This is a genomic window from Pseudomonas sp. NY15435 (assembly GCF_048068295.1).
Classification (GTDB): Bacteria; Pseudomonadota; Gammaproteobacteria; order Pseudomonadales; family Pseudomonadaceae; genus Pseudomonas.
Window position 1 is genome coordinate 317,759 of record NZ_JBLUQA010000002.1, and the last position, 15,702, is coordinate 333,460.

Sequence of the window (15,702 nt, forward strand, 5' to 3'; positions counted from 1 at the left end):
CCGCTCCTTACGCCGGGCTCAGGTCGAGGCGCCGGCGCAGGCGCATCTTGGCAATCATGTAGGCGATCAGCGGGTAGAGCAGCAGCTTGCAGCAGGTGTACAGGCCGGATTCGGCGGGCGCCCTGCGCAGGAACTGGTCGAACAGGCCATGCAAGGTATGGGTCAGCGGCTCGGCCTCGGAGATGATCCGCGCGATCTGCGGCATCGCCAGCTCCGGCAACAGCACGCCGGAATAGGTCTGCGCCACACCGATCAGCAGGCCGATCAGCGAGTAGGCGCTGAAGCGGTTGGCGGTGAAGATGAACAGCATCAGCCCCACACTCTGCGCCGCTGCCACGTAACAGACAGTGATCGCCAGCATCCACCAGGGATTGCCGTTGATCCGCGCACCATTGAGTTCGACCAGCAGGAACAACTCGACCATCAGCAACGTGCTGAACAGCAGCGTGTATGGCGCCATCTTGCCCAGCAGGCGCGCGCCCAGCGCCTTGGCGCGAAGGATGTGCGGCGAGGAGGCACGCAGCTCCGGCGCCTCCCGCGCCAGGACGTGCACCGTGGCGACGATCACGAACAATTGCAGCAGGTGCACGATGGCGGCGAACTGCTGGAAGTAGATGTAGTTGCCGCTGGCATTGAACAGGCTCTCGTAGGACACGCTGATGCTGGCCAACGCAGGCATGCTTCGGTCCATGCCAGTCGCCAGGCGCGGGCGCAGCTCGGCGTTGACCGAACTCATCAGGCCGCTGAAATCCTGGGTCGAGTAGAAGCCGGCGGAGTAGAACAGCGAGTTGTAGTACAGCTCAGCGACAGGCTGGCGACCGGCCAGGGCGTCCGCTTCAAAATCACGGGGGATGTAGAGCAGCGCGTAGTCATCAGCCATGCGCAGGCGGCGCAGGCCTTCCTGCAAGCCGCCGCCGAGCACTTCGACCTTGGCGTGCGAACCCGCGTCCAGCTCACGGACGATGCGCCGCGACAGGCTGCTGTGGTCCGCATCGACCACCGCCACCGGCATGTCCAACAGCGTGCCCGCCTGGTACACGCCGCTGATCACCACGAACAGCAGCAGCGGCCAGAGCCAGCCGAGCCAGTGGATGGTCCAACTGCGCAGGGCGACCCGCGTTTCGCTGCCGAAGGCCTGGGCGAAACGCCGCAGGTTGCTCCTTACTGCTTCCACTGCCACAGCGCGCTCATGCCGGGGCGAAGGCCGGGCACCGGTTGATCCGGGTACAGCCGCACCTCGAAGGTCTTCAGGTCGAAGTCGCCGGTGGCGCGGGTCGCGCGCTTGGTGGCGAAATCTCCGAGCGGTGCGATATAGCTGACCTTGGACTTCACCTCAGCTCCCTTCAACGCCGGAACCTGGATCAGTACTTCGTCACCCTTTTTGATATCGGCAAGGATGTCTTCCCGCAGGTTGAAGACGAAATAGCTGTCGGAAAGCCGCACCAGCGTCAGCAGTGGACTGTAGGCATTGACGAGTTCGCCCTGCTCCGCCGGGATCGGCCCGACCTCACCATCCACCGGCGCAACCACGTTGAGGTCGTCGGTCTGCGCCTGCAGTTCGAGAATCTGCGCGTCAGCCCGGCGTACCGCAGCCTCCAGCGCGCGACGGCGTTCCTCGCGGTCGCCCTGGGTCCCTTCATCGAGATTGGCCTGGGCCTCGGCCACGCGATTGCGCGCGACGTCGCGCCCACGGCGGGACAGGTCCAGCTGCGCCTGGGAAACGAAGCCGCGGCCGGCCAGTTCCTCATTGCGCTGGTACTCCAGCTCGGCGTTGCGCAACTCGGCCTGGGCCTGGGACAGGCTGGCCTGCAGGGCACGCAGGGTTTCCTCGCGGGTGCCGTGGAGGGACTCGTCGAGGTTGGCCTGCACCTGATTGCGCGCGGCGCGCAGGGAATCCAGCTGAGCCTGCAGCTCCGGGCTGCTGAGACTGATCAGCAGTTGGCCCTGCTTCACATCATCACCGCGTCGCACGTGCAGCACTTCGACCCGACCCTTGGCCTTGGACGCGACAATGACGTTGGTGGCGTCCGCCTCACCCTGCAGCAGCAGCGGCTGGGTGTGCAGGCGCAGGTAAAGGGTAATGGCGATGATCACCAGGATCAGCAGGGGTGCAAACAGCTTCCATCCCTTCATGAAGTCGTCTTCTCAGGCAGCGGATGCACCGATGGTAGTGCATCCACCGCCTGGGTGGCGGCCCTGGATCAAGCTGCCGGGCGATCAGCGCTCGTCATCGCTGATCAGGTCACGCTCGCCGCCACGCTGGGGCGAACTCGGCGAGGGGAAGCGCGAGGAGGCATAGCGCACCACCAGGATGGCCAGCGCCAGCAGCAGGAGTGCCACCGAGACGAGGATGATGCCGTCGTCGGGCACATGGTTGTGCTGGATATCAGCGATCATCAGGCGGGTCAGCGCGGTCATCGCCACGTAGATCAGGAAGCGCACCGGCATGTGGTTGGTCTTGAAGTAGATGCCGACCATGGCGCCCAGTTCGAGATAGATGAACAGCAGCAGAATGTCATCGATGCTGGCGTGCCCCTTGCCAACCATCTCGCCGAAAGCCACCGCCGCCGACCAGAACACGGTGCCGCCGATGGCGAACAGCGCCAGATAGTGGAAGCCCTCCACCAGCAGGTTGCCCAGGGACTCGGCACAGCCGTGCATCCGCTCGCTCAGGCGCTCGGCCCAGTTCTGTTTCATTCGTCGGTTCTCCGCAATACAAGGCTTTGTTGGCGTGAAGCCTGCAAGTGCTACGCCATTGATCTTGCGCAGTCATGGCACAGATCGACTGCGCGAATATGACTGCGAACTTTTTCGGCCCGCCCTGAGTCCATCCAGAGGCACGCCACAAAACAGGCAGGAACGAGTGATGGAAAGTCCCTTTCAGAAGCTGACCGACGCATTCCAGGACCAATACCGCGTCAATTTCAGCCTTGAACGGCCCGACGGCAGCATTGTCCTGACCCTCTCCACCGAGGCAGGCGTGGCCGCGCGCCGCCTCATCCGCAACACCCAGCTGCAGGACCCGGAACAGCTGCAGCGCTTCATCCAGAGCATCCGCTTCGGCATCGCCATCGAACAAGGCGGCACGGCGCCGCAGCTGCTGGCTGCCATGACACGCGGCGAGAACGGCCTGCCGATCGCGTCCTGACGCATCACCCTGCAATAATTCCTTCCTTCAGAGCCATCTGACTGACGATTCCTTGCGCCAGTCACGTGGCTTCGCTGCGCGCGCCAACAGGGCGCGCGCACTGCTTTGGGCCGCCACCAATAGTGGCCCAATAGAGGCACCGCCCTCCCTGACGTCTACGCTGCTGGCAAGGATTCGCACAGCAGCAGTAGCATTGCGCAATCACTTTACTGTATAAATAAACAGTTATCTGGAATTCCCCCAATCAAAGAGAAGGCACAGAGGTGATGAATGGCCGTCGAAGTGGTGTACCGCAGCAGCCGCGATCCGGAGCGTCTGTTCATGGATAAGGCAGAAGCCGACCGGCACGACAAGATGCTGGAGCTGGCGGAGAACCTCGCCAGTGTCCTGCACAAGGCAGTGCCTTCGCTGAGCGAGGAGCAGGTCGAGGAGATCGGTATCTATATGGCCCGTCACCGTGACACCTTTGCCCGCGCCTTCAAGAACCAGCCCGATGCACTGGGCGAGCTTCACGAAGCCAGCGAGTAACCGCTTCAAAACCGGCCAGCGGCGATGCCCGAGTCCGCCTCCCCCATCGCCCTGCCCACCTCGCCTGGTCTCCCGACTGACGGCGGATGACAGCGATGGCCAGTGGCTTGTCCGGGCACTCACGCTGATGCCAGAATGCGCTAAGAAAATTCCTATAAAATTCTTAACGCACCGTGCACCGGGAACTGTCGGCGCGCCGGCCTAGCCGGTGCGTGAACGTCCTCCGCGTGGTCGTGATCAGGACGACCGACGATGCACGATGCGCCCGCTGCCGAACTCATCCGCTGCACCGCCCTGAGCAAGAGTTTCCGGCAGTACCCGAGGCCCAGCGATCGTCTTCTGGATGACCTCAGTCATTTCTGGCCGCGCTGGCTCGGCGGCCGCCCACGCAACAGCGCCAATGAATTCCATGCCCTACGCGGCATCGACCTGACCCTGCACGCAGGTGAGGCCGTTGCGATCATCGGGCGCAATGGTTCGGGCAAATCGACCCTGCTGCAAATCATCGCAGGTACGCTCAGCCCCGGCAGCGGCAGTGTTCAGGTGTGCGGCAGGGTCTGCGCCATGCTCGAACTGGGCGTCGGCTTCAATCCCGAATTCACCGGCATCGAGAACATTCGCCTCTACGCCGCGGTGCTGGGCATGAGCAGCAAGGAGATCGAAGAGCGGCTGCCCTCGATCGTCGATTTCGCCGAAATTGGTGAGTTCGTCGAGCAACCGGTGAAGACGTACTCCAGCGGTATGTACGTCCGCCTGGCCTTCGCCGTGCTGGCCCATTCAGATCCGGAGTTGCTCATCGTCGACGAAGCGCTGTCGGTGGGCGACGCAGCTTTCCAGGCGAAATGCATGAACTGGTTCCGCGGTTTCCAGGAAGCCGGCGGTAGCCTGCTGCTGGTCAGCCACGACGTGGGCACCATCCGCGCCATCTGCAACCGTGCCATCTACCTGGAAACCGGGCGCATCAAGGCGGAAGGCCCCTGCGGCGAGGTTACCGATCTCTACTTGCATGACATCCACCAGACTCAGAACCAGGTGCTGGCGCGACCTGTGACGCACTCCGAGGGAGAGTCGCTGGCCGGGCAAATCACTGACGCGGCCTTCCTCGCCCGTTGCGAGGACTTCCAGCAGCGCTGGGTCAACAAGCGCCAGGGCACCGGAGACAGCCGTGTACGCCTGGTGGAGTTGCTCAATGCAGCCGGCGAGCCGACCGAACTGTTTGACTTCGATGCCCCGGCGATCATCCGCATCCATGTCCAATGCCTGCGGAGCGCCGAGGTTTCAGTCAATTACAAGGTGCGCGACCGCCATCTGGTCTCGGTGATCGGCGCTGACTTCCTGATCACCGAGCAGCCGCTGCTGGCCATGCAGCCCGGCGAGATCCACTGCATCGAATACCGCACCCGCCTGCCGCTCATGCACGGCGACTACAGCCTGCGCCTGTCAATCACGGAGCCCGTCGACAGGCACATGCAGGCGATCTTCCACGACATTATCGAGGTGGCTCTGCCCTTCAAGGTGCTGCCAGCCGAGCGTGGCTGGATTTACACCCAGAGCTACCTGCCCAACCAGGTGAACGTCCGCCAATGGCAGGACCAATTCCAACTCGAGAACGAGAACGCCTGACGCCATGCATGAACTCGAACAACGCTTCCCCGAAGTCCGTTTCTACAATCCGCAATTGACCGAAGTGCAGGACAACGTCGAGATCGGCCCACAAAGCCGGGTGGGCTCGATGACATTGATCCACAACGGCGCGCGGATCGGCGCCGGTGTCACTATCGGTTCGCATTGCAACATCTGCGATTGCCGTATCGGCGAGCGTGTATCGATCCAGACCGCTTGTCACATCACCCGTGGCGTCGTCATCGAGGACGATGTCTTCATCGGCCCGCACGTGGTTACCCTCAACGACAAGCTCAAGGGCGGCCCGATGGTTTATCCACGCATCTGCCGTGGCGCGCGGATCGGCGGCGGCAGCGTCATCCTGCCGGGCGTGACGGTCGGCGAGAACGCCGTGGTGGGCGCCGGCAGCGTCGTCACCAAGGACGTTCCGGCGGGGGCCACCGTGATTGGCAACCCGGCGCGCAGCCGCGCTGGTGTGACCGTCGAACGAGACTGACACGACCATGGAAGGATTCATCCTCAACCTGGCGCCCACCGGCATGCTGCCTACGCGGGCAATGAGTCCACACGTGCCGCTGAGCGTGGATGAGATAGTCGCCGACGCATGCCGCTGCGTTGCCCTGGGCGCGAACATGCTGCACCTGCATGCGCGGGACGAGCAGAGCCGCCCGACCTACCACCGGGAAATTTACGCGCGCATCATCGGCGGCATCCGCGAGGTACATCCTGACGTGGTCATCTGCGTGTCCCTCAGTGGCCGGGATTTCGGTGAATTCGAACAACGCGCGGACCCACTGGGACTCACCGGCGACCTGCGCCCGGACATGGCCAGCCTCACGCTGTCGTCGCTGAACTTCAGCCGCAGCGCCAGCGTCAACAGCCCCGAGATGATCCAGCGCCTGGCCGAGCGCATGGCGGAAGCAGGCATCCGTCCTGAGCTGGAAGTGTTCGACGCCGGCATGCTCAATTACGCGCATTACCTGCTCGATCGCGGACTGATCCAGCCACCGCTGTACTTCAACTTCATCCTCGGCAACGTGGCCGGCGCCCAGGCCCGGCCCGGAGCCCTGGCGCTGCTGCTCAGCGAATTGCCGCAAGGCGCGCTCTGGTGCGGTGGCGGCGTGGGTGCCTGCCAGTTGGCGATGAATACCCAGGGCCTGTTGTACGGCAATGGCGCCCGTACTGGCCTGGAAGACTACCTGTGGCTCGACCCGCAACGCCGCCAGCTCGCCAACAACGCGCAGATGGTCCAGCGTCTGGTCGACCTCGCCGCTCACTTCGATCAGCGTCCTGCCAGCGCCAAGTCGGTACGCCACGCCCTGGGGCTACGCCATGTCTGAAGCACCCTTCAAACCCCTGCGGATTCTCATCACCAACAACACGCTGGGGAGCCGTGCCGGTTCCGAACTCTACGTCCGCGACCTGGCGCTGGCGCTCATGCGTCGCGGCCATTTGCCGGTAGCTTACAGCTCGCAGCTCGGCGAGGTCGCCGAAGAGCTGCGCCGCGCCACCGTTCCGGTCATCGACGACCTAAATTCGCTGAACAGCCCGCCCGATGTCATCCACGGCCAGCATCACCTGGATGCCGTCACCGCGATGCTGCATTTTCCCCAGGTACCGGCGCTGTACATCTGCCACGGCTGGCTGCCCTGGGAGGAAATCCCCCCGGTGTTGCCGGCGATCGGTCGTTACCTGGCAGTGGACGACCTGTGCCTGGAGCGCTTGCTGACTACACCGGGGATTGCGCCGGAGCGTTGCGAGGTGCTGTACAACTTCGTCGATCTGCAGCGCTTCAAGCAACGATCCGCGCTGCCTGAACGCCCGCGTTCTGCGCTGATCTTCAGCAATTACGCCGCAGGCCAGCCAAGCCTCGAAGCCATTCGTAGCGCGTGCCAACGCGCGGGTATCGAAAAGATCGATGTAATCGGCGCCGGAATGGGCAACGCGGCCATTGAGCCCGCAACGCTTCTGGGCAACTACGACCTGGTGTTCGCCAAGGCACGAGCCGCCATCGAAGCCATGGCGAGCGGCTGCGCCGTCATTGTCGCCGACCAGGTCGGCCTGGCGGGGATGGTCGACAGCAATAACCTGGCCGAGCTGCGTCGCCTGAATTTCGGCGTGCGCAGCATGCAACGTCTGCCGCTGGACGAAGACACCCTGCTGGCGCAGATCAACCGTTACGACAGCCAGGACGCGCGCCGCGTCAGCGACTGGATCCGTCAGGACGCCGACATGGAGCACGTGGTGGATCGCTGGTTGCAGATCTACACCCAGCTCATCGACGAGTCGGCGAACCACAACTCCGCCCCCGCACCGCAGGCCCAACTGCGAGCCGGCGCCGCCTACCTGCGCTGGCTGGCGCCGACCATCAAGAGACAGCACCAGACCGCACACGAGGCCGCGCAGGCCAGGCAGCAACTCGCCCATGCCGAAGAGCGGATTCGCCAGCTCAGCGAACAACTTGCAGGGCATCACACCCAGTGGGACAGGCTGGAACGGCACAGCCTGCATCTGCAGGCGCAACTGGATGAAAGAGAGCAATACAATCAGCAATTGCAGGCACGGGTAGCTGAGCACGAGCAGCACAACCAGCAGACGCAAAGCCAGCTGGCCGAGCAGGACCTGCACAACCAGGAACTGCTGGCCTTGGCGACCGGCCGAGAGCAGCACCTGCGCAAGATCGAAGCAGACCTGGCCGAAGTCATTGGCTCGCGTACCTGGCGCGCCCTTGCTCCGTACCGACGCCTCAGGCGCTGGTTGCGCAAGGGATGAGCGCCACTCTGTACGAGCCACTGCGCGTCGCAGTCGTCGGCCTCGGAAAAATGGGCCGCCTGCATTGCTCGGCCTGGCAGCGCATTCCCGATGTCCGACTCACCACGCTGGTGGAGTGCGACGCCAGGCAGGCCGCCTGGGCGACAACGCTGGGTCTGCCCTGCCTTGATAGCGCCCAGGCGCTGGTGGGCAAAGTAGATGTAGCGGTAATCGCCACCCCCAGCGACCGCCACGTCGACAGTGCCCTGCCGCTGCTCGAGGCCGGCATTCATTGCTTGGTGGAAAAGCCCCTAGCGCTGACTTTCTCCGAGTGCCGACAGCTGGTCGAAGCCGGCCGGCGCTGCGGCGCCCTTCTGGCCGTCGGCCACAGCGAACGCTTCAACCCCGCGCTGCACCTCGCACGCAGCGCGCTGTCCGGCCATGTGCCCTGCGTCGAGGTGATACGCGCGGCCCCGGCTGCGCAAGGCTCGCAACGCAGTGACAGCGATGTGGTGCAGGACCTGATGATCCATGACATCGACTGGTTGCTGGATACCCTGGGAACCCCCGACGATGATGTTCGCGTCCTCGAATGGCGCCGGCAGGAAGGCCAACTGTCCCACGTCCGCTGTCAGCTGACCTTTGCCGACGGCCGCCGGGTGAACCTCACCGCCTGCCGCGAAAGCACCAACCGCCAACGCCATGTTCGGCTCTACGAGGGAGACGTGGCAAACCGCGTGATCGACCTGGACGTACGCTATGCCAGCCACGAACCGGACGCCCTCACCCGCCAGGCGCAGGCATTCCTGATGGCGCTGCGTGGCGAACCCTCCCCCATCGCACTGGGCAACCAGGCCCTGCAAGCGGTGCTGCTAGGCGAGCGTATCCGCAATGGCTGCCGTGTGGGCGAAGCCGTACTGTGAATCTTTCCCGGAGCGACTCATGACGATTGCGGTTCCCTTCATCGACCTGGTGGCCGACTGGCAGCCACTCAGGGAAGAGGTCCTGGCACGAGTGGCCCGCCTCTTCGAGCATGGGCAGTTCATCATGGGACCTGAGGTGGTGGAGCTGCAGCGCAGACTTGAGTCTGACGTCGGCGTTGCCCATGCCCTCACCTGCAGCTCCGGGACCATGGCCCTGCAGCTGGCGCTGATGGCCCTGGACATCGGCCCTGGCGACGAAGTGATAGTGCCGGCGTTCACCTTTGCCGCCCCCATCGAGGCCGTTCTGCTGCAGGGCGCCACGCCCGTGCTGGCCGATATCCAGGCGGACACGCTGAACCTCGACGTGGAGTCCTGCGCCAGGCTGATCGGCCCCCGTACCCGCGCCATTATCGCCGTCTCGCTGTTCGGCCAGCCGGCAGACTTCGATGCGCTGAATTCCCTGGCGCGCCAGCACGGCCTGCGAGTCATCGAGGACGCCGCGCAGAGCTACGGCGCAACGCTCCACGGTCATCGCAGCGGCAGCCTGGCAGACATCGGCTGCACCAGTTTCTTTCCCACCAAACCTTTCGGCGGCGCCGGAGAAGGTGGCGCCCTGTTCACCCAAGACGAGCAACTCGCCCAGCGTATTCGCGAAGCCCGGGACCACGGCCAGTCAGCCAAATACCTGCACAGCTCGGTGGGAACCAATGGCCGCCTGGACGCGCTGTCCTGCTGTGCGCTGCTGGTCGCTCTCCAGCGTCTACCGGAGCAACTGGCCCTGCGACAAGCAGTGGCCTGTCGCTACGACCAGGGCCTGGCTGCAGCCGGCGGCCACCTGCGACGCCAGGTGATGCTGGCCGGTGCGAGCTCGGTCTACGCGCAGTACGGCATCCTGGTCGATGGACGCGAACGCCTCGCCGAGCACCTGCGCGCAGCAGGCGTCCAGGTGGCCGTGCACTATCCGATCCCCGCCCATCAGCAACCCGCCTTCGCCGAGCGCTGCCGCTTCGAAGCCCTGCCCAACGCGGAGCAGGCTTCCCGGCAGGTGCTCTGCCTGCCCCTATACCCCACGCTGGGAGAAACAGCACAACAACATGTCATCGACGTACTGCTCAAGGGACTGCCCGCGTGAGCGCTATAACCCAGGTACCACGGCCAATGCCGATCATCGTGGGTGTACCGCGTTCGGGCACGACCTTGCTGCGCTTCATTCTCGACGCCCACCCGCAACTGGCCATTCCCCCGGAAACCGGCTTCCTGATGAATGGGCCACTGTTGCATGAGGCAGCGACTCCCGCAGAGCTCGCCCGAAGACTGACCCAGTTACCGGAATCAGCACCTGCCTGGGCGGACTTTGCCCTGGACGCAGAGCACTTCGTCGAAACCGCAGCCCGTCTTCCGAAATCCTCGGGGCTGCCGCAGGTGCTACGGCTGTTCTACCAGCTTTATGCCGCGCGCCTGGGAAAACCAAGATTCGGTGACAAGACGCCCGCTTACCTGCAGCACATGCGAACAATCGCCGGACAGCTGCCCGAAGCCCGCTTCATTCATATTCTGCGCGACGGCCGGGACGTCGCCCTGTCCTGGAGCCAGACTTGGTTTGCCCCCGAGCGTGAGCCGGAACGGCTGGTGCAACGCTGGGCTGGCATGATCGCCGAAGCCCGCCAACAGGCACACGGTCTTCCTTATCTGGAGTTGCGCTACGACCAGTTGCTGAAAGATCCACAGACACAGGTCAGACGCATCTGCGAGTTCATCGAGCTGGACTTTCATCCGGCCATGCTCAACTACCACCTGGGAACAGCCAAGCGCCTGGAGGAGCACCAGGCTCGCTTCCAGAACGACGGACAGTTACTCGTCAGCAAGGAGCAGCGCTTGCGGCAGCAGTGGCGTACGACCCTGCCACCGGACGTCGGGCGGATCAACGTCTGGCGCGCACAACTCAGCCTCGCACAACAGGCCGCCTGCAAGAGCGCTGGCGGCGAGCTGCTGGCAGAGTTCGACTGACCAGCGGCGACAGGCCGCCTACCCGTACAGGATTCGCTCAGCCAGCTTGTCGGCCACTCGCGCCGGTGACAGGTGATCGGCCTGGGCATGGGCGTAGACCTCGGTCAGGCGCTCGGCGATGCGCGACAGGTGCGCGGTGATAGTCGGCAAGGACTCGCCCTGGTGTTGCAAGGCGACGTAGATCAGCCCGCCGGAGTTGATCACGTAGTCCGGCGCATAAAGGATCCCCCTCCCCTCCAGCTCATCGGCGACGTCCGGATGGGCCAGCTGATTGTTGGCAGCGCCGGCGACGGCGGCACAGCGCAGGTGCCCGACCACGTGTGACGTCAGCACGCCGCCCAGCCCGCAGGGCGCAAGGATGTCGCACGGCGTGGTGAGCAGCGCTTCATTGGGTACCGGACGGGCGCCCAATTGCTCGACGGCGAGCTGGACCTTGCCGGCATCGATATCGCTGACCAGCAATTCCGCGCCGGCGGCGGACAGGTGTTCGGCCAGCGCGTAGCCCACATTGCCCAGCCCCTGGATCGCTACGCGCAGGCTGTCCAGATCATCGCTGCCCAGGCGCGCCTGGGCGCTTGCGCGGATGCCGGCAAACACCCCCAATGCGGTATGCGGGGAGGGATCGCCTCCACTGGTGGTGCTGGTGACATGCCGGGTGAACTGGGCGATGCAGTCCATGTCGGCACTGGAGGTGCCGCTGTCCACTGCCGTGATATAGGCGCCGCCGAGGGAATCGATCATGCGGCCGAAGGCTTCGAAGAGTTCGCCACGGTTGTTGACGTGGGGCGCGCGCAGGATGACGGCCTTGCCGCCGCCCTGCCTCAGGCCCGCCAGCGCCGCCTTGTAGCTCATGCCCTGAGCCAGGCGCGCGGCGTCGCGCAGCGCGGCATCATCACTGGGATAGGGCAGGTAACGGCAGCCACCCAGCGCCGGCCCAAGCCGGGAGTTGTGGATGGCGATGATGGCCTTGAGTCCCGTGGCAGGGTCCTGGGCGAGATGCAGCGACTCGAGCCGGGTGGCTTCCATCATGTCGAACATGGCGGCGCTCCCTTGCTGGGAATGGACAGCGGTCCGAAGGCGGACGCTTTCAGTATAGGCAGTGCCTGTCACATCACCTTCACGGGCGACGACCGCGCCACTGGACGAGTGCCCAGCGCTCCGGTTACAACCGCAGGGTCAGCCGGAGAACGCCATGGACCCGCGTCAAGCCTGCCTTGCCTGTCTTGCCCAGGAGCCGCCCGCTCTGTTCGAAGCGGCCCTGTGGATCGCCACCGAGCACGAACCGCACCTGTCACCGGAACAGGCGCTGCGGTTGTTCGACTCGCTTGCGCACCAGGTCGCGGTAGCGCTGCCCCAGGGCACCGGCGATACGGAGCGCGCGCAATATCTGCTGCGCCGGCTGAGCGAGCTGGGTTTCGCCGAAGACGACGAGTACCCGCTGCACCCTCGTGCGGCCCTGCTCCCCCAGGTGTTGCAGCGCCGCCATGGCCAGCCGTTGTCGCTGGCGCTGATTGCCCTGGAGATGGCGCGGCGCAACGGCATCACCCTGGTCGGAGTGAATTTCCCAGGGCGCTTCCTGTTGCGCGTCCCCGGCGCCGATCACCTGCTCGACCCCGCCACCGGCCGCCGCCTCTATACCCGCGACTGCCGCGATCTACTGGCACGCCAGATGGGCGCCCACGCCGAGCTATCCGCCGAACACCTGCGCACGGCCAGCGCCGTCGACATGCTGCAGCGCCTGTCGCGCAATCTGCGGCAGTTGCATCTGGCCGCCGGTGAACCGCTGGCGGCGCTCAGGGACGCCCAGCGCGTGCTGGAACTGGGGCCGCCCAGCGCCAGCGATCACCTGGCCCGTGCCGACCTCTACCACGTGCTGGATTGCCCGCAGGCGGAGCGCTACGACCTGGAGCGCGCCATGCTGCTCAGTGACGATGCCGCCGAGCAGATGCGCCTGGCCCAGCGCCTGGCCGACATCAGCGTGCCGCCCAAGGCGCTGCACTGACGCCTCAGACCTTCAGCAGACCAAGCTCCTTCGCCCGCGCCACCGCCTGGGTGCGCCGCTCCACGCCGAGCTTGCCGTTGATCCGGCGCGCATGGGTCTTCACGGTGTGCAGGGATATGTACAGGCGCTCACCGATTTCCAGGTTCGAGCAGCCGCGGGCGATCAACTCCAGCACCGAGAGTTCGCGCAGGCTCAGCAGGTTGTGCGGGGCCATTTCGCCAGCGTGGGGGCGCAGGCCGAACAAACCAGGTTGGCGGCGCTGGGTATCGCGCAGGCTGGAGAGCAGCCCGAAGCGCTGCGCCAGCGAGACCCCTTCGTCCAACGCGCTGCGCGCCTCATCGAGGCTACCGGCGATGAAGTGCGCTTCCGCCAACGCCAGCCAGACGTCGCAGGCCAGGGTGTTGCGGCCCTGGCGCAGCAGGTCCGGCAGCATCCGTAGCAGACGCTGCAGGGCGGCCTCCACGTCGCCATCGTAGAGCTCTGCCAGGGCCAAGTGATGTTCGACCCGCAGGATCTGGTCCGGTGCCGCCGCTGGCGGGCTGAGGCGGTCCATGCGGTAGCGCGAGGCGACCCGCTGGAGGATTTCCCGCGCAGGCCCCGCCCGGTTCTGGCGCAGATGCAGTGCGCCACTGGCAAGCAGCAACGGGCCGCGATAGATCGGCTCCGGCACATGCTGCAACTGCATCAGCCGCTCCACCTCCAGCAGGCGGCTGAAGGCGCCATCGGTATCGCCGTCCAGCGCATCCAGCCAGGCCATGCCGGTAAAGCCGTAGATCGAACTGGGATCGTGGCTGCGGCGGGTTTCGTTGAGCCCGGCGATGAACAGCTCGCGCGCCTCATCGTCACGCCCCTGGCGCAGGCACAGCCAGCCCCGGCGCAGGGCGACGCGGCCAGCCATGGCGTTACAGGTGATGCGCATCTCGTCGAGGTATTCCTGCACCCGCGCCAGCAGCGCATCCGCGCGCTGCAGTTCGCCGCGCTGCTCCAGCCATTGGGCGCGGTCCAGCTCCAGCAGCGCTTCGAAGGTGGTGCTGCCTTGCAGACGCGCGCGGCGCAAGGCTTCGCGATTGATCAATCGAGCCTCGGTCAGCCGTCCTTCGGCCTGGGCCTGCTGGGTCAGCGCCGACAGGCAGATCAGCGTTTGCGCCCAGGCTTCTTCGGGCAGGTACTGAAGCGCCTCGCGCAATTGTTCGCGAGCGCCCGGCAGGCCGCGCCCGTGGGTGAGCATGCCGTGGAGTCCCTGCCATTGGGCGATCAGCGCGCGCTGGCGGTGCTCGCCAGGCATCGGCAGGAAGCGATCGAAACCGGCCAGCAGCGCTTCCACGTCGTCCAGGCGACCAACGAAGAGCAAGGTCCAGGCATTGAGGATGAGCAGGCGCGGCGTGCTGCACAGCAGTTCTTCGGGAAGCGATTCGCGCAGTTGCAGGACCCGCTCGACGTTACGGCCGTGCAGCAGTTGCTCCTCGGTCAGGCGTTGCAGCAGGCTGGCGGAAACGTCCGGCTGCTCGGCGTACAGGGAGTGCTCGAACGCCGAGTGGATTTCTCCGCACTGGGTGAACCACTGGCAGGCGCGCCGGTGCAAGGTCGCCGCCGGCCAGCGCGACAGGCTCGCCAGCGCTGACGCGAGCATGGGCGCCACCTGGAACCAGTGTTGGGTGTTGTCCACCGGCTCGATCAACACGCCCCACGCCTGCAGGCCGTCCAGGCCGAGGCCGGGCTCATCGAACAGGTAGTCGCACAGTTCGCGGTTGAAGCGGGCGATCTGCGCCAGGCCACAGAGCGTTTCCGCCAGCTCCGCCGGCAGGCTCGCCAGGACTTCCCGTTGCAGATAATCCTGCAGCAGGCCATTACCGGTCTCGGCCATCTGGGTCGCGCAGGGCGCGATGGAATCGTTGCCCAGGCTGAGCAGGCGCAGGCGCACGCCGGCGAACCAGCCCAGGGTTGCGTCCTGCAGCCCATGGCGTTGGGTCTGGGGCCATTCCAGGCCGGCAGTCTGCAGGTAGGCGTCCAGCTCGCCCTGGTTCAGGGCCAGGGTGCCGGCACCCAGTTCCAGCAGCTCGCCTTCAAGCAGCAAGCGGGTGAGGTTGCAGGCCGGGCGACGGCGGCTGGCCAGCCACCAGCCGATCTGCGGCGAGGCCACGGCGAGCAGGCGGTCGAAGCAGTCGTCGAGGGCGGAATCGGGTGCCCGGGGGTAGTCGTCGAGCATCAGCCAGACCGGGTCGCCGGCGCTCTCCAGCCAGGCCGCCAGGGCCGCCTCACCGGACCAGGGCACACCCAGCGCTTCGCCCAGACGCTCACAGAACTGCTCGGGCGCAAGCTGCCGGCCCCCCAGCCCCAGCCAGACCACGCGGGTGCCAGCCGGCGCCAGGCGCGCGCATTCGCTCATCAGCACCGTCTTGCCGCAACCGGGCGGCGCCACCAGCAGGCGCAGGCGGCACTCGGTGGCGCTCAGGCTGGCATGCAGCCGTTCGCGTGGCAGGTGCTGGCGGGGTAGGCGAGGCAGCGCCGCACCGTGCTGTGCAAGACTGTGCTGGGCGATCGTCGACATGGGCTTCTTCCGGCCATTTGCAGGCCAGACTATGCCCGTGAGCGGAGCGGGCAAAGGACCATCAGCCAGATTCATGGGACGGTATAGCGCGGGCCGCGCTCAGGCCTTTGATAGCGATTGCGCTCCCGTGCCGGCGGTGCAAAAAAAGAAACCCGGCATCCACGAGGAATGC

Annotated in this window: 15 protein-coding genes; 10 read left to right on the top strand and 5 right to left on the bottom strand. The window is 65.5% G+C overall.

The genetic code is table 11. The annotated features are described in order from the left end of the window. Nucleotides 1–7: 7 nt before the first annotated feature. From ACNFH5_RS05580 to ACNFH5_RS05590, 3 genes are all read right to left on the bottom strand, one after another. A complete protein-coding gene (locus ACNFH5_RS05580) occupies nt 8–1,180 on the bottom strand; it encodes an ABC transporter permease (protein WP_416744699.1) in 1,173 nt (390 codons plus the stop codon). Then, complete coding sequence (locus tag ACNFH5_RS05585) at nt 1,162–2,133, bottom strand: HlyD family secretion protein (RefSeq protein ID WP_416744700.1); 972 nt, start codon at nt 2,131–2,133, stop codon at nt 1,162–1,164. Before ACNFH5_RS05585 ends, ACNFH5_RS05580 begins: the two co-directional genes overlap by 19 nt. Before the next feature lie 84 nt (nt 2,134–2,217). Continuing rightward, nucleotides 2,218–2,697 carry a phosphate-starvation-inducible protein PsiE gene (locus ACNFH5_RS05590; protein WP_253451532.1) on the bottom strand — a complete coding sequence of 160 codons (480 nt, stop codon included), beginning with the start codon at nt 2,695–2,697 and terminating at the stop codon, nt 2,218–2,220. 169 nt (nt 2,698–2,866) lie between these two features. On the opposite strand from ACNFH5_RS05590, the gene ACNFH5_RS05595 reads away from it, so the two are divergent. From ACNFH5_RS05595 to ACNFH5_RS05635, 9 genes are all read left to right on the top strand, one after another. After that, the gene (locus ACNFH5_RS05595; protein WP_138216095.1) at nt 2,867–3,148 is read left to right on the top strand and encodes a DUF3509 domain-containing protein; all 282 of its coding nucleotides are present in this window, start codon (nt 2,867–2,869) and stop codon (nt 3,146–3,148) included. Between the two features lie 270 nt (nt 3,149–3,418). Further along, complete coding sequence (locus ACNFH5_RS05600; RefSeq protein ID WP_416744701.1) at nt 3,419–3,676, top strand: YebG family protein; 258 nt, start codon at nt 3,419–3,421, stop codon at nt 3,674–3,676. Nucleotides 3,677–3,928: 252 nt separating this feature from the next. Further along, complete coding sequence (locus ACNFH5_RS05605; protein ID WP_416744702.1) at nt 3,929–5,299, top strand: ABC transporter ATP-binding protein; 1,371 nt, start codon at nt 3,929–3,931, stop codon at nt 5,297–5,299. Nucleotides 5,300–5,303: 4 nt separating this feature from the next. After that, a complete protein-coding gene (locus ACNFH5_RS05610; protein ID WP_416744703.1) occupies nt 5,304–5,795 on the top strand; it encodes an acyltransferase in 492 nt (163 codons plus the stop codon). Nucleotides 5,796–5,802: 7 nt separating this feature from the next. Then, complete coding sequence (locus ACNFH5_RS05615) at nt 5,803–6,639, top strand: 3-keto-5-aminohexanoate cleavage protein (RefSeq protein WP_416744704.1); 837 nt, start codon at nt 5,803–5,805, stop codon at nt 6,637–6,639. Next, complete coding sequence (locus ACNFH5_RS05620; RefSeq protein WP_416744705.1) at nt 6,632–8,071, top strand: glycosyltransferase; 1,440 nt, start codon at nt 6,632–6,634, stop codon at nt 8,069–8,071. Before ACNFH5_RS05615 ends, ACNFH5_RS05620 begins: the two co-directional genes overlap by 8 nt. After that, complete coding sequence (locus tag ACNFH5_RS05625; protein WP_416744706.1) at nt 8,068–8,973, top strand: Gfo/Idh/MocA family protein; 906 nt, start codon at nt 8,068–8,070, stop codon at nt 8,971–8,973. Before ACNFH5_RS05620 ends, ACNFH5_RS05625 begins: the two co-directional genes overlap by 4 nt. 19 nt (nt 8,974–8,992) lie before the next feature. Further along, nucleotides 8,993–10,105 carry a DegT/DnrJ/EryC1/StrS family aminotransferase gene (locus ACNFH5_RS05630; protein ID WP_416744707.1) on the top strand — a complete coding sequence of 371 codons (1,113 nt, stop codon included), beginning with the start codon at nt 8,993–8,995 and terminating at the stop codon, nt 10,103–10,105. Nucleotides 10,106–10,131: 26 nt separating this feature from the next. Beyond that, nucleotides 10,132–10,980, top strand: a complete 849-nt coding sequence (locus ACNFH5_RS05635; protein WP_416744708.1) for a sulfotransferase family protein — start codon at nt 10,132–10,134, stop codon at nt 10,978–10,980. 18 nt (nt 10,981–10,998) lie between these two features. Here ACNFH5_RS05635 and ACNFH5_RS05640 read toward each other — a convergent pair whose 3' ends face one another. Further along, complete coding sequence (locus ACNFH5_RS05640) at nt 10,999–12,018, bottom strand: Glu/Leu/Phe/Val dehydrogenase dimerization domain-containing protein (protein WP_416744709.1); 1,020 nt, start codon at nt 12,016–12,018, stop codon at nt 10,999–11,001. A 154-nt stretch (nt 12,019–12,172) separates the two neighbouring features. Between ACNFH5_RS05640 and ACNFH5_RS05645 the strand changes: the two genes are divergently transcribed. Continuing rightward, nucleotides 12,173–12,982, top strand: coding sequence for a SirB1 family protein (locus tag ACNFH5_RS05645; RefSeq protein ID WP_416744710.1), 810 nt, complete (start codon nt 12,173–12,175; stop codon nt 12,980–12,982). Nucleotides 12,983–12,986: 4 nt separating this feature from the next. On the opposite strand, the gene ACNFH5_RS05650 is transcribed toward ACNFH5_RS05645, so the two are convergent. Continuing rightward, nucleotides 12,987–15,530, bottom strand: coding sequence for a LuxR C-terminal-related transcriptional regulator (locus ACNFH5_RS05650; RefSeq protein WP_416744711.1), 2,544 nt, complete (start codon nt 15,528–15,530; stop codon nt 12,987–12,989). Nucleotides 15,531–15,702: the final 172 nt, after the last annotated feature.